Source organism: Candidatus Thiothrix putei, assembly GCA_029972225.1.
GTDB classification, from domain to species: Bacteria; Pseudomonadota; Gammaproteobacteria; order Thiotrichales; family Thiotrichaceae; genus Thiothrix; species Thiothrix putei.
Genome location: CP124756.1, coordinates 2,066,570 through 2,081,328 on the forward strand (window position 1 = coordinate 2,066,570; position 14,759 = coordinate 2,081,328).

Genomic DNA, 14,759 nt, shown 5'->3' on the forward strand with positions numbered 1-14,759 from the left:
CTCCCCTTAAGCGGCAAGAAATCCAGTAACCGGATTCAGTACTTGCGGTGGAGGAATCGGCAAACGCACCGTCACTGGTTTTTTGGTCAGTGCCTGCTGGCACGCCTGGCGGATAATTCGGTAAGCACTGACACCTAGGCGTTTGCAGGTTTCCACGATAGTCAGTATTAACGGGCGGAATTGGTCGCCCCGGAAAGATTGGCTGAAAAAACTGGTCTTACGCCAGATGACATAGGGGCGGATGGCACGTTCGGCGGCATTATTGGTCAGAGGAACACCGGGATGACGCAGAAATGTCCATAACATAAGCTCATCATCCAGTAAACGTTGGCACTGGTTGGCGGTTTTAGTGGGCTTATCAGGATGTTGTGCTTGCCGTAAGCCGCTACCTGCCAACAATGTCTGGCGGAAGGCTTCGCGGAGTTTATCCATGCGTTGCCGGTAGAGTCTGTCAGCGTAAGCGCCTGCGAGCCTGCGGTTATGTAAGTGGACAATCAGGCGTGCCAGACGCAGTAAACGTTTCCCTAAGATGCCTGCACGCCCGTAACGTTGTGCCATTTTTTTGAACTTGCGGATGATATGCGCCCAGCACAGTTGCCGCCGTTCAGTGGGGTGGTGGTTATAGCCGCCGTGCTGGTCGGTCACGAGTATGCCATCGAATGCACCCAACAATTCATCCGCTGCGCCTTTGCCGCGTGAGTAATGCGTCATGAAGTACACCACCTGTGGCGAACACATCACCCACAACCATTCACGTTCGCGCCCACGGTAGTGACTGGTTTCGTCCGCGTTTACCACCGGGCTGCTACGCACCGCTTCACCCGCCTGCGCATATAAAGGCGCTAACCAACCGCTGACGGGTGCAGTCGCTTCACTGATCGCACCGCTACTGAAGGATAACTGCCATTGTTCTTCCAGCAGTAACTGGATTTGCCGCGTGGATAGGCGGCAAGCCCCGTTCATCAGGGTAATCCAACTGATCAATCCTGCTCCCATCTGCCCACTGGGGACGTCTTCGGGCAACTCAGCTACCTGACGTTTCCCACAGCAAGTACACGTACCCGCATACAGGCGGTGTTCCGTTACATGGTAAGCGACTTCCGGCAGGTCAAACACCTGATGACGCTGGCTCGGTGTGGTTTCCATCGCCAGATGACCCCCACAACGGCAACAGCCTTCAGGATAATAGTGCTGGATAGCGTCCAGCCGCGATTCCTCCACTAAGGCACGTTCATGTTTGCTGTGCCCCGGCTGACCGCCGCGTTTTAGCGCGCTTTTGGGTTTGCGTTCGCGCTGGGCGCGTTGTTCGGGCGTGTCCCGTGAGGGTGGGTTAGAGGAGTTACTGGAGGAGTCATTCAGGCGTTCTTTTAGTTCTGTCAGTTCCGCTTCCAGTCGTTTGACCCGTGCTTGCAAAGCAACCACCAACGTCAGCAGATCACGGTTAAGCTGCTGGGAGGCTGCCAAATCGGTGGGCAACGCAATGTCGGTAAAATCGGTGGTGATGGTCAGATCGTTCATTCATCAAGCATAGCTCAAGCTGTGGCAGTTGCAAGCTCGTGAACAGTTACGACGTTGTTAGCCAGCAGGCCGTCCGTGCTGGTCAGCAGTAACCCGTAACCGCTGAACTTGCCAAAGCGGCTGTGGCGGATGGTGACGCTGCCGTTCTGGAAATCCATGCTGGTGTATTCGCTGGCCTGCACATGCTCAAGGCTGACAGTGGCTCCGGCTTCGGCCTTGATACCTTCCCAATCGCCCGCCTGATTATCCGTATCCGCACTGCCGAGTACGACCGGGGAGGACGCACTGCCCTGCATCACTAGGTGACCACCTGCCTGAACCGTGATTCCTGCACCGCTGGCGAACAGCAATTTGCTCCCCGCTGGCACAGTCAGGGTCTTGTTTGCCGGAACGGTGACGGTCTCGCTGACATAGTAGGGGTGTTCCGCCGTCAAGGTGGTATTGGCAGCCAACGTACCGTTTAGCGGGGTCAATGGCGCAGGCTCAGCCTCCGCTGATGACAAGTAATTGCCAAAATCCACGTTTGGCAGTGAATTTCCCGCATCCTCATAATCGTAAATCTTGTTGCGGATTTCCAGCTCATCCGTAGTCCCCCACCAGTTCTCACGGGCATTCAGATCCACTTGAGCAAGGTTGGGGTAGTAATACCAGCGGTACGGGTAATAGTTGTAACTGCCGTTGTCGTGGATTGCGTTGCCATTGATAACCGGAAAGGGGACTTCGGCAGCGGTTGCCTTGTAGTTGGCGTCGTTCCAGATGCCGATGCTGCTGTTATGGACAATGCGGTTGCCATTGTTCACCAGTGGGTTGGAGTGGCCTGCCAAAGCTAGTCCATAAGCGCATTGGGTCAACAGGTTACCCTGAACGGTTGGGCTGGCATCCACCAATTGAAGGCAGACCGTGCCACCGGTGTAGCCGGTGTTGTCGATGACGTTGTTAGCCAGCAGGCCGTCCGTGCTGGTCAGCAGTAACCCGTAACCGCTGAACTTGCCAAAGCGGCTGTGGCGGATGGTGACGCTGCCGTTCTGGAAATCCATGCTGGTGTATTCGCTGGCCTGCACATGCTCAAGGCTGACAGTGGCTCCGGCTTCGGCCTTGATACCTTCCCAATCGCCCGCCTGATTATCCGTATCCGCACTGCCGAGTACGACCGGGGAGGACGCACTGCCCTGCATCACTAGGTGACCACCTGCCTGAACCGTGATTCCTGCACCGCTGGCGAACAGCAATTTGCTCCCCGCTGGCACAGTCAGGGTCTTGTTTGCCGGAACGGTGACGGTCTCGCTGACATAGTAGGGGTGTTCCGCCGTCAAGGTGGTATTGGCAGCCAACGTACCGTTTAGCGGGGTCAATGGCGCAGGCTCAGCCTCCGCTGATGACAAGTAATTGCCAAAATCCACGTTTGGCAGTGAATTTCCCGCATCCTCATAATCGTAAATCTTGTTGCGGATTTCCAGCTCATCCGTAGTCCCCCACCAGTTCTCACGGGCATTCAGATCCACTTGAGCAAGGTTGGGGTAGTAATACCAGCGGTACGGGTAATAGTTGTAACTGCCGTTGTCGTGGATTGCGTTGCCATTGATAACCGGAAAGGGGACTTCGGCAGCGGTTGCCTTGTAGTTGGCGTCGTTCCAGATGCCGATGCTGCTGTTATGGACAATGCGGTTGCCATTGTTCACCAGTGGGTTGGAGTGGCCTGCCAAAGCTAGTCCATAAGCGCATTGGGTCAACAGGTTACCCTGAACGGTTGGGCTGGCATCCACCAATTGAAGGCAGACCGTGCCACCGGTGTAGCCGGTGTTGTCGATGACGTTGTTAGCCAGCAGGCCGTCCGTGCTGGCAGCAGTAACCCGTAACCGCTGAACTTGCCAAAGCGGCTGTGGCGGATGGTGACGCTGCCGTTCTGGAAATCCATGCTGGTGTATTCGCTGGCGTGCACATGCTCAAGGCTGACGGTCGCCCCGGCTTCGGCTTTGATGCCCGCCCAGTCACCGGGCAGCCCGTCGGTGTCCGCGCTGCCCAGTACCACAGGGGATGTTTCACTGCCCTGAACCACCAGGTGGCCGCCCGGCTGAACCGTGATCCCCGCGCCGGTGGCGACATGAACTTCGACACCGGCGCTGATAGTTAATGTTATATTTGCAGGAATAATGACATTGGTATCTAGAATGTGTACATCGTCAGCCCCCCAACTAGAATCCTTGGTTAAAGAGCCAGAATGATTCCACGCACCCCAAGTTAGACTCGGGACTATGCTCAATAAAATAAAATAAAAAAAATTAATCAAAAAGGACTTGTCAAGGAATTTCATTAGGATTCCATTGGATAATTATCTTTTGGGGTATTGATCAGCAAGTAATCATTATAAATTTACTGAATCTATGGAGGTTAGGTCAAGAATAATTTAAAAGTAGGCTCAATATGCGTTTCAGGGTCTTAACCCCAGCAGTAGCGAAAGCAAGGAATGTAAGGCTGCTTGCCCTCGCTTTCTGATGTTGTGCAGATACTCAAAGAATGCGAGGTAACACGGTAGCTTTTCTTGTGAGATCCCCCGATGAGGTCGTAACCATGAGCGCAACAGTGACCAAAAACCTTCCATCGTGTTGACGTGAACTTCATGGAAACCATCACCATCCTCGTCACGGGCATATTCACCTGAACCATGATTGACAGTTTTGTGGACATAACCCCAAGCTTCCAACCGGCTGTAAATGTTGTACTCATCGGTGTACACCAGCGTACCGGCTGCCACCGTTTCCACAATCAACGGCTTGATCGTCGCCTGTTTCACATTCGCCAGCATACGGATCACGACTTCCCCGGAACGCTGAATCATGCCGAAAATGGGTGGCTTGTCTTGTTCCAGTGTCCCACGCCCCGGTGCACCTTTCAGGGCGCGGCGGCGACCTTCACGCCCGGCATCCGCGACGGCTTCGGGGTTTCCCTTGTGTCCGGCCTTGACATAAACCTCATCAAATTCAACATTCCCAGACAGGTTTACTGGCGTTTTTTTTCTCGACACCGCGCCGTAACTGTTCCGTCATCGCCTGCGTATCATCCTTGTTCAACCCCAATTCGCGGGCGATTTGTTGGTTGGATAGGTTCAACGACATCAGGTAAAGACACAGCACCCACACCTTCAGCGGCTGATGGTGGCCTTCAAATACCGTCCCTGTCAGGTCATCAAAACGCTTTTGACAATCCTTACACTGGTAACGTTGGCGTTCCTGCTGGGTGTCATCCTTGCCTCGACGGATAGTGTCCTGTGAACCGCAGTGCGGACAAATCACCCCATTAGGCCAACGCAGGGAACGGACTTGCTCGAAACAGGCGGCATCACTGGTCAAGCTGGAAATACTGATGAGCGAGGTCATGAAGCCTCTCCTTGGCTATCGGAAATGGCTAACTTTACCGCTATTCATGACGTTTGCAATGCCGGGGAAAACAAGACCCTGAAACACATATTGAGCCTAAAAGTATTTTGTATTATTAATGAAATTATTCTATAAAGATTACAAGCCATTGATTTTTAATAATTTTTATTGAGAATATTGAAAAGTCCACTTTAAGAATAATGTGGAAAGTTTTATTGTGATTAAATAATAAACAACTGGTTTCAAGCGTGAAAGTAATGTTGTCGAGCACAATAACAATCACCTGATTTGCTGCAATCGGGTATACACCGTCACTGTCAATAACCCGACACGTTTACTTAATGAGAGTCTATACTGTCTAGGAGATCAGCCCAAAACGGGAAATACTGTCAGAGGAGACTTAGCATGTCATTCGCCGATAGCAGCCTGCAATCCGCACGCCCTAGTGAAATTTCTGCCGTTGTCTTACCACGCCGTACCAACTATTACCCATCACCGGGTGATTGGCGCAATGAGGTGCTGTATTTCCTGCTCGTCGACCGTTTCAGCGATAATCAGGAAGATCAGCGCCCGTTGCTGGATCGGCATCACTTGTCCGCCGCCAGACCGGGCAACTGGCGCTGGGATACGTGGGTCAAATCGGGCGGCGACCGCTGGCAGGGCGGCACGCTCAAGGGAGTAGACTCGAAACTCGACTACCTGCAAGACCTTGGGGTGACTACGCTGTGGCTCAGCCCGGTATTCAAACAGCGTGGTCACATGGATACCTACCACGGCTATGGTATTCAGGATTTTCTTGAGATTGACCCAAGGTTTGGCTCGCGGGCGGATCTGGTTGAATTGGTCAGGCACGCACATGACCGCAACATGCGCATCATTTTGGACATTATTTTTAACCATTCGGGTGAGAACTGGACTTATCCGGAAGGCGTTCCCGGCAGTATTTACCAACCCCACTACAGAACAGATCGCTACGATTTTGGTTATTGGCGTGGCATTGCGGGCGAGAACATAGACCGTATTCAGGGGGCGGAAGACGGGGTTTGGCCCATTGAGTTGCAAGAACCGGACAGTTACACCCGTGCCGGTTGCGGTGATTTGGGCGCTGGCGATCTTGAAGACCCGTTTGCCGAACACAAGCGCACCGATTTTATGACCCTGAAGGACTTTTCTCTCGACAGTCCCGCGTTGATGTCACACCTCGCAGCTTGTTACAAATACTGGATCGCGCTGACGGATTGTGACGGTTTCCGCATCGACACGCTGAAACATGTGTCCTTTGAGCAGGCGCGAAACTTCTGCGGGGCGATCAAGGAATTCGCTCAGAATCTGGGCAAAGCGGATTTCTTTCTGGTTGGGGAAATCGCCGGGGGTGATTACAACGGGAACCGTTATCTGGATGTGATTGGCAGAAACCTGAATGCCGCGCTGGATATTGGCGAGATGCGCCTGAACCTGCGTCAGGTTGCGAAGGGCTTGCAAGACCCGTCCAGTTATTTTACGGGTTTTGAGCCGGGTAAATCGGTAATGGGTTCGCATCGCGCGGTTGGTGCTAAACACGTGTCGATTCTGGATGATCATGATCATGTCTTCGGTGAGAAACTGCGCTTTTCCACGCAGGCGGCTTCTGAGCATCAGGTGGTTGCAGGGGTTGCCCTTCAGTTATTCACACTTGGCATCCCGTGTATTTATTACGGCACGGAACAAAGTCTGGCAGGGCCTGAGGTGGGTGAGCGTGTCTGGCTGCCGGAGTTTGGCAGCAATGACCGGTATTTACGGGAAACGCTGTTCGGCGCACCGCATCCGCTCAGACAGGGGCGTGCCGGACTGCCAGATTCACCAGCGAAATTTGACCCTGATCTGCCCGGTTTTGGGCCTTTTGGAACGGCGGGGCAACACTGTTTCGACACCGCCAGCCCCGTTTACCGGCGTATCAGCCATCTGGCGGCGGTTCGCGCGGCTTTTCCCGCACTGCGCTGTGGCAGGCAGTATTTGCGTCCGGTGTCTTTCCTGAATAAGCCCTTTGCGGTTTACGCGGGGGGCGAAATCATTGCGTGGTCACGCATTCTCGATGATGAAGAGCTGGTGGTGGTGCTGAATCCGCACGGTGTCGAGGCACGCGGGGCGCGGGTATTGGTGGATGCGTCGCTGAACCCCGCCGGAAGTCATTTGAGCGTCGTTGCCAGCAGTGAGGAGGCGGGTTCAGTCGCCTACCAAGGTGAAAACAAAATCGGTCAGACACACAAGGTGCAGGTTGATGGTAGTGGCGTACACTATATCGAAATCAGCAACCTTGGCGCTTCGGAAGTTTTGGTTTTAGCAAATAAAATTACCTAGTTTAAGGGATGTATAAGCCTCTCCCAGCGGCATAGAGTCAACCAAACGGTAAACTCAAACACTATGCCAGATGGGGAGAATGTGATGATCACGCAAATCGTTAATGGGCTGGGAGGCGCTATCGGTTGCCGCCATCTACCGCTGCACAACCAACTGTTGTTTGTCGAATACAGCGGCAAAATTTCTGTCATTGACCTGATAAGACCGCTGGTGAGCACGGTGTCGCAGGGAACAATCGTGCTCAAGGGTACTTGGATATTTGACTGCGAAACCGGCACGTTGGGCGGTGCGGGTGGGGCTGGCGACATCTGGTGGGAACAGATGACCGCGACAGAACGGCAGATGACACCCGTCAATGGTGCGAAAATCGTTAACTTGGGGCATGTTGACTGGAGCAGCGTCACCCATGCCACGCTTCAGACCCTCAGTTTCAGCACCACACCGATTCCGGGTAACACGGATTCCAGCAACCAACTGACGAATGGCAACATCTTTGCGGTGCTTACCAATGCAGGCAATTATGCCAAGGTACAGGTGCTCGATTACGGTTACAACATGACCGTGCGTTGGGCGACTTACCGGGTTGGTTCCAAGTACCGGGTGTTGGGTACCGGCTACACCCAGCCTGAAGACATTGCGGCGACTGCCAGTGAAACCACCGCTTATGTCACCGAACGCAGCGGCAATTTCCTGCGAGTACCGTTGGGCAGTGCTAACCGTGCCAGCGCCACTGTCCTCGCCAGCGGTTTGACAGCACCGCAACAGATGTATCTGGATGAAGCTAACGGTTATGCCTATGTGGTCGAATTCACGTCAGTCGGCAGACTGGTGCGGATCCGGCTTGCTGACGGGGCAATCACGCCGCTGGCAACCAACCTGAATAATGCGGTTGGTTTGGTTGTGACCGCAGACCGGCAACATGCCTACGTGAGTGAGCAGACTGAGAAAGGCGGGCGCATCGTCAAGATCACGTTTAGCACCGGCACTAAGCAGGTTGTGGCGACTGAGCTGACTCAGCCGTTCTTTTTGACCTGGGCAGATGCCAGTGAGGAACGGCTGTTCGTCACCGAACGCGGTACAGCGAGACGTCTTGCAGCCATCGACCTGACACAAACGCCAGCCGTGATTTCGCGGGTGGAAACAGGGCTGCCAAATAATCCTTCCAGCACGGCTGTCATCGCACCGGGTAAATTACTGATCTGCTGTGATGCTGAAATCGGCGAACTCAATGTCGCCGGGCTGGTTATATCCTCTGCTGCCCCGTTATTCATGGGCATTGGCAAAGTGCCTTTTGACCGGATTGTGGGTGGTTTTGCGGATACCACAGTTGACCCGACTTATCCTTACCAGTTCAATAAGATGCCATTCGGAGGCACGCTGCCGCTGCTGATTAACCATCAACGTGCTTTTACAATGGGGGCGAGGTTTTATCAGGTATTGGTGGATGGCTCACCTCGCTTCGATGGGTATACGGATTATCGCTGGAATGCCGCTTTGGGGCGTTACCAAGTCCGTACTCAAGCAGCCACGAGCGTAGCGGGGGGAGCCGGATACTACCCGGTACGCTCGCCGTCCGAGCTGTTTTTATGGTTAAGTCCGGCACTCGGCTTGCAATTGAACACGGTTGGCCTGTCCAATTCGCCGCATGTGATCAGGCTCAAGTTTGTTGATGCTACCGGGAGTGTGCTTGCCTACAGTGATCCACTCAGTATCATGGTGAATAACCAGTCGTGTGTGGCAACTATCGGCTTGCCAACCTTAGGTGGTGTTGAGGCTGATCCAAATTGTGGGACGTTACGCTATACGCCAGGATCACCGGGAACTGTCGTCATGCTGTTCACTGCGTCCCATCCAGCCGGGTATGCAAGCTATAGTTTCAGTCTATTCAAAGGCGTGAACAAGTTGACTCCGCCAAGCATGGGGGGAGACGTTGCGAGCGCACCTAATCAGGCCACTGCATTCGTGACGGATTTGTTGGGAACTTGCATTGCCTCGCCGGGTGTTGCGGGTTTTGCTGAGCATGTTTATGTGGCGGCAAACATCATCAATGGGGAAAGCAGGCAGAGTCAGTACGATGCTTCTGCCACGATCGCCTTTGTGTTAGCTCCGGTCTGATGAACTGAACTTAACGTTGTTTGACCACATCCAGCATGGCTTGGGCGTGACCGTTAGGGGTGACTTGATACTGGGCTGTTACCAGCGTTCCATCTTTGTCGATGACGAAGGTGGAACGCACAATGCCCATTTTTTTCACGCCGTTCTTTTCCTTTTCCTGCCACACGCCATAAGCCGCGCAGACTGCGCCGGACGTATCCGCCAACAGTTCCACTTTTAGCCCGAATTTGTCGATGAAGGCTTGATGGCTGCCGCAATCGTCCTTGCTGACACCGATCACCACGGCATTATGCGCGGCAAATTCGGCTGCCAGTGCGGTGAATTCGTTCGCTTCAATGGTGCAGCCGGGGGTATCGTCTTTGGGATAAAAGTACAGCACGACGTGTTGTTTGCCTGCGAAATCAGCCAGTGATACGGTTTTGCCGTGCTGATTGGGGGAACTGAACGCGGGGGCAGGTTGCTTGGCTTGTAACATTGGTGAATCTCCATTGGGTAAGGTAGCCGCTACGATAGCCTGAAACCCGCTTTCCGTAAAAAAGCCAGCAATGCGGGCGCGTGTTCCTCGATTTTATCGACGGAGGTGTGACCAGCGTCGGGAATTTCCAGCAGGGTTAAACGTGCTTGCGGACAATGGCTGACGATGGCATGTGCATCCGCGAGTGGCACAACCTGATCGTCTATCCCATGCACCAACAAAATGGGGCAAGCAATCTGACACACGCTATTCAGCGGCGCAATCGCTGCAAAGCGATGCCCGATTACCCATTGCACATAACGGTTGATGATACGAATCAAAATGTTGGGCAAGTGTACCGTTTGCAGGTAACGGCGCATCACCCATTCAGGGTGTGCAAATGCTGAAACACTGATCACCGCAGCAATATCGCTGCGGCGCGAGGCAGCCAGCAAGACCGCCCCCGCGCCGACCGAATGCCCCAGCAATACCAGTTTCTCGCAAGCTGCTGGATGATTGGCGTGCAACCACGCCAGCGCACTGTCCAAATCTTCGGCGAAACGCGGTAGGGAGGAAAAGCTGTGCGTGTCACTTTGCCCGTGATTGCGGGCATCGAAGAGCAGCACATTCAAGCCAGCCCGCTGAAAGGGCGCGGCGATGGGCAACATCAATTCGGCATTGCTGCCCCAACCGTGCAGGATGACCAGTGTTTGCGTGGCATTGCCAGCGGGTAAAAACCAGCCGAATAAGCGTTTGTTGGCAACGCTGGGAATCCACACTTGTTCAAAGGCAAAGCCTAGGTCTTGCGGCGTACCGTTTTCGATTTGGCGCGGGGCACGGAAGCCCCAGTGGATGCCAAGCATGAACAGGGCAACTGCCCCGGCAATAATTCCTGTAATGATCAACATTTCACAACCTGCAACAACTAATAGCCTTTAAATGTCACGTCCTTCTTGTTGGTGTTGTCAGAATGGCCGCCCCGATACCCAGGTGACGACAATCATCCGGTTATCGGGGCGGTATGTTACAGGATGGCTGGCCCGTTTGTGCAGCTTATTTGGTCTCTCCGACCACAGCCACGCCGCTGCTGACAGCGGTGATGCTCTTGAGGGCGTTGTCCAGCGCGGCTTTGGCGGCGGCAGTGTCACGGCTGGAGCTGCCCAGCGCCTGTTGCGCCGTTGCCAGTTGCCCGTGCAGGTAGACCACTGGCAGGTCGATTTCGGTGGTTGCTATCATGTCGATCACTTCCTGCACGGTGCTGTTGGCGGCTTTGGTGTCGCCCTTACGGGAAGCGGCTTCCGCTGCCTTGAGCTTGGTGCGGGCCTGTTGCGCCATCTGGGGGGCATCAATTTCCATCGCGTCAAGTTCGGCGTAAATCGGCAACAGTTGGTCATAGAACACGTCCACCTGTTCTGAGTCCAACTTGCCCTTGGCGTTGAACAGGTCTTCCTTGACCTTCATGTAGGGCATCATTTGCAGCACGGAATCGTTCAGGCGGTTGGCGGCTTGCACATTGCCGAGGGCTTTGCCGCTTTCACCCTGTGCCAGCGCGGCATGGGCGGTTTCCAGATGGCGGGTGATTTCGCGCCCGGTGTGGATGGCGATTTGCGCCATTCCGGGGCTGTCCCAACCTGCACTGGTGACGGTTTCCACCAGCGAATCGGGTGGCTGCGCAAACGCAAGGCTGCTGCTGACCGTGGAGGTCAACAGCAGCAGGCTGACAAAAATGGTGACAGGTTTATTGGCAGTGATAGGTTTCATGGTCAATCTCCTTGTAACAGTGATGGGGTGAAGGTAGGCTGCGTCGCCCGCCTTTGCTGCTAAGTAGCATGAACCGTGCCATGTTTATATGGCATTGTTTTTAAATGATTTATTTTATTTTTTCTGGTTGGTTTCCAGTGGCTGGTGACTTTTGCCCAGCGTTGGGGGTAGGGGCTGTGGAATAACCCCCTACAACCCAATCTCCACCACCTGCTGTGCGGGCAGGTTGAAGTAACTGGCGGCACTTTCCGCCTGCCGGGTCATCCAAGCAAACAACAGGCAACGCCAGCGCGGTAATGCCTTGCCACAGGTGGTGATGACTGTTCGCGCCACAAAGAAGCTGGTTTTGTCCGCCGCCAACTCGACGCCAAGGGCGGCAATTTCCTGCAAAGCCTGTTGCAGGTTGGTGGATTCGCGGAAACCCACCCGCACCGTTACCGTGTAAATACCCGGCGCAACACCCAGCAGCAACAGGCGTTCAGCCGCCGGAATGTAGGGAATGTCGGCATTTTCCACATGCAGGAACACCAGTTGCTGATGCAGCACCTGATAATGCTTGAGATTGTAAAACAGGCAAGCCGACACCCGGTTGGGGTTGGAAACGAGATAAACTGCCGTGCGGGGGATGCGGCAAATACCGGGATAAGCCTGCGCCGCAAATTTGTGTATACGCATATTGGCACTGCGCCGTTGCTCGGCAACCCACGCGCTGCCCCGTTTCCAGGTCGTCAGCAAGGTGAAAATGCCCAGTCCCATCAAGCCCGGTAGCCAGCCGCCGTGGTCAAGTTTTCCCAGATTGGCACTGAAAAACAGCACCTCCAGCAACACCACCAGTGCAATACAGATCAGGATGGCAACCCGCCAGGTTTGCACAGGTCGTAACCACGCCACCACCAGCACCAGCAGGCTGGTGATGACCATCGTGCCGGACACTGCCAACCCATACGCCGCAGCCAGTGCAGCAGATGAACCAAATCCCAGTACCAGCAACACCACCCCTGCCAGCAGCAGCCAGTTGATGGTGGGCAAATAAATCTGCCCGCGTTCCACATCCGAGGTGTGCAGGATGCGCATCCTTGGCCAATAACCCAACTGGATGGCCTGCTGGGTCAGCGAATACGCCCCGGAAATGGTGGCTTGCGAGGCAATCACGGTGGCGATGGTTGCCAGCACCACCAGCGGCAGCAGCCAGCCTTCCGGTGCCAGCAGGTAAAACGGGTTTTGCACCGCCGCGCCGGAGCGCATCAGCAAGGCTCCCTGCCCAAAGTAATTCAGGATCAGAGCAGGCCACACCAGCCCATACCATGCCAGCCGGATCGGTTTGGCACCAAAATGCCCCATGTCGGCGTACAAGGCTTCCCCGCCGGTAATTGCCAGAAAGACCGCTGACAACAACACAAACGCGGCTGCCGGGTGTTGCTGGGCAAACACCAGCGCGTGCAGTGGGTTCAGGGCTTGCAGCACCAACGGGGTTTGCAGGATGCTGTGTACCCCCAATGCCCCCAGTACCAGAAACCACAGCAAGGTCAAGGGGCCGAACAGCCTGCCCACCTGTGCCGTGCCAAAACGCTGGATCATGAACAGGCCAACCAGTACTCCCACACTGATGGGGATGACCCAATGCGCCAGATGCGGGGTAGCGACATGGATGCCTTCCACCGCCGACAGCACCGAAATCGCCGGGGTAATGATGGCATCACCGTAAAACAGTGCGGCGGCAAACACCCCTAGTGTGGCGACCACGGGAGCCAGCCGGGGCAAAGTACGTTGGGTATGGCGCTGGGCAAGCGCTTGCAAGGCCAGCACCCCGCCTTCCCCCTGGTTATCAAAGCGCAGCACCAGCCCCACATACTTGATGGCGACAATCAGGGTAATCGCCCAGAACAGGGCGGAGAGGGTCGCCAGGATATTACTGTGGGTGGGAGCCAGCCCGTGCGGGTCAGCAAAGGCTTGCTGGAAAGCGTACAGCGGGCTGGTGCCAATGTCGCCATACACAATGCCCAGTGCTGCCAGCGACAATGCTCCCAGCGGGCGTTTGGGGTGTTGCCCGTTCATGGTGGTATACCTTACAGCGTCAAGACCTGAACATTTTTAAAGGTTTGAAAATTTGTTGTCATCAACTGGGTCAGTTCTTTCTTGTGATCGGTATCCAGCTTGTCGAGACAGTTGGTGATGGCCGCCTTGAAAGCGGGAAACTTATCATAGTATTTCGAGTACAAGCATTTTTTCTTGACGAACTTCCACAACCGTTCAATCAGATTGAGGTTGGGTGAATAGGTCGGTAAAAATAATAGTTCAATATTGAGCCTTTTCGCACAGGCAAACACGGCTTCACAGCGTTGATACTTGGCATTATCCAAGACCAAAGTGATCGGTATTTTGAGTGCTAACGCTGCAATTTTTTCCAATAATTCACACACGCTGTTAGCGTTGATATAGGAGTCGTTAGTGATCGTGATGAGTTGTAGCGTTATCGCATTGAGTGCGCCCAATACGTTGTAGCGTTGTCGACCACAGGGGGCTTTGATGAATACGCGGGAAAATGACCACAAAAACCCCAGAAACGGTGCTAACACGAAGTGGGCGGCATCGACAAAAAAAGGGCGCGTTTGCCCTCCTTAGCCTCCTGAATGCGCGGTTTTAGTTCATTTTCCAGGAACTTTTCTTGTGCTTCCACATCAGCTTTGGCGGGTATCATCCCCACTTTATGGATGTCCATCCCTATTTTCTTCATAAAGACACGTACCCTGTCCTCACTGCGTTTGATGCCTGTCAGCTCCTCAATCTTAGCGGCTGCCGCCTTGCTGGTTGCGGGGGGATATTCACGAAAATAGGCTTCAATCTTGTCTTTATATGCCATCAAATCACTCTGTGGTTTATTGAATCGTATTTCTTTAAGAGCTTCTAAACCGTTAGGTTGTAGGTAGGCGTTTAGGTAGGCAAGCAGCGTGGCTTCTGTAATCCTTTCCAATCGTTTGATTTCCTTATGCGTCAACTGTTGGGATTTCAGGTACAGCACGGACATTTTCTTACGGACTCTGGGATGAGGATGGCGCTCCTTCCAGTAGAACAGCTCCGCTATCTCATCCTCAGTGAAAGTGATTTTTAATGTCATACATTACTCATGGCTGCTTTTGTTACCAGTCATCTAACCATATTTCCCTGATCAAAAAAACTATTTTATGGCACGGACTGGTATA

General features: G+C 54.0%; 11 protein-coding genes and 1 pseudogene. 2 read left to right on the forward strand and 10 right to left on the reverse strand.

Translation table 11 applies throughout. The features are described 5' to 3' along the window. Window positions 1-6 precede the first annotated feature (6 nt). From QJT81_10595 to QJT81_10615, 5 genes are all read right to left on the reverse strand, one after another. Window positions 7-1,518, reverse strand: coding sequence for an IS66 family transposase (locus QJT81_10595; GenBank protein WGZ96379.1), 1,512 nt, complete (start codon window positions 1,516-1,518; stop codon window positions 7-9). 14 nt (window positions 1,519-1,532) lie between these two features. Beyond that, window positions 1,533-3,248, reverse strand: a complete 1,716-nt coding sequence (locus QJT81_10600) for a right-handed parallel beta-helix repeat-containing protein (protein ID WGZ96380.1) — start codon at window positions 3,246-3,248, stop codon at window positions 1,533-1,535. Next, window positions 3,245-3,547, reverse strand: a complete 303-nt coding sequence (locus tag QJT81_10605; GenBank protein WGZ96381.1) for a hypothetical protein — start codon at window positions 3,545-3,547, stop codon at window positions 3,245-3,247. Before QJT81_10605 ends, QJT81_10600 begins: the two co-directional genes overlap by 4 nt. Before the next feature lie 399 nt (window positions 3,548-3,946). Then, complete coding sequence (locus QJT81_10610; GenBank protein WGZ96382.1) at window positions 3,947-4,540, reverse strand: IS1595 family transposase; 594 nt, start codon at window positions 4,538-4,540, stop codon at window positions 3,947-3,949. Then, on the reverse strand, window positions 4,497-4,892 hold the full coding sequence (locus tag QJT81_10615; GenBank protein ID WGZ96383.1) for a transposase: 396 nt from the start codon (window positions 4,890-4,892) through the stop codon (window positions 4,497-4,499). The genes QJT81_10610 and QJT81_10615 overlap by 44 nt, the downstream gene beginning before the upstream one ends. 405 nt (window positions 4,893-5,297) lie before the next feature. On the opposite strand from QJT81_10615, the gene QJT81_10620 reads away from it, so the two are divergent. Both QJT81_10620 and QJT81_10625 read left to right on the forward strand, forming a co-directional pair. Further along, window positions 5,298-7,229 (forward strand): alpha-amylase family glycosyl hydrolase, encoded by a 1,932-nt coding sequence (locus QJT81_10620; protein ID WGZ96384.1) that lies wholly within the window; start codon window positions 5,298-5,300, stop codon window positions 7,227-7,229. An 84-nt stretch (window positions 7,230-7,313) separates the two neighbouring features. After that, window positions 7,314-9,344, forward strand: coding sequence for a hypothetical protein (locus tag QJT81_10625; protein WGZ96385.1), 2,031 nt, complete (start codon window positions 7,314-7,316; stop codon window positions 9,342-9,344). A 10-nt stretch (window positions 9,345-9,354) separates the two neighbouring features. On the opposite strand, the gene QJT81_10630 is transcribed toward QJT81_10625, so the two are convergent. The 5 genes and pseudogenes from QJT81_10630 to QJT81_10650 all read right to left on the reverse strand — a co-directional run bounded on the left by QJT81_10630 (window position 9,355) and on the right by QJT81_10650 (window position 14,674). Next, window positions 9,355-9,819, reverse strand: coding sequence for a peroxiredoxin (locus QJT81_10630; GenBank protein ID WGZ96386.1), 465 nt, complete (start codon window positions 9,817-9,819; stop codon window positions 9,355-9,357). Window positions 9,820-9,848: 29 nt separating this feature from the next. Then, the gene (locus QJT81_10635; GenBank protein WGZ96387.1) at window positions 9,849-10,706 is read right to left on the reverse strand and encodes an alpha/beta fold hydrolase; all 858 of its coding nucleotides are present in this window, start codon (window positions 10,704-10,706) and stop codon (window positions 9,849-9,851) included. Window positions 10,707-10,851: 145 nt separating this feature from the next. Further along, window positions 10,852-11,559 carry a YfdX family protein gene (locus QJT81_10640; protein ID WGZ96388.1) on the reverse strand — a complete coding sequence of 236 codons (708 nt, stop codon included), beginning with the start codon at window positions 11,557-11,559 and terminating at the stop codon, window positions 10,852-10,854. Between the two features lie 189 nt (window positions 11,560-11,748). Beyond that, window positions 11,749-13,614 carry a KUP/HAK/KT family potassium transporter gene (locus QJT81_10645; GenBank protein ID WGZ96389.1) on the reverse strand — a complete coding sequence of 622 codons (1,866 nt, stop codon included), beginning with the start codon at window positions 13,612-13,614 and terminating at the stop codon, window positions 11,749-11,751. Between the two features lie 11 nt (window positions 13,615-13,625). After that, window positions 13,626-14,674 (reverse strand): annotated as a pseudogene (locus tag QJT81_10650) (IS630 family transposase). Between the last annotated feature and the right edge of the window lie 85 nt (window positions 14,675-14,759).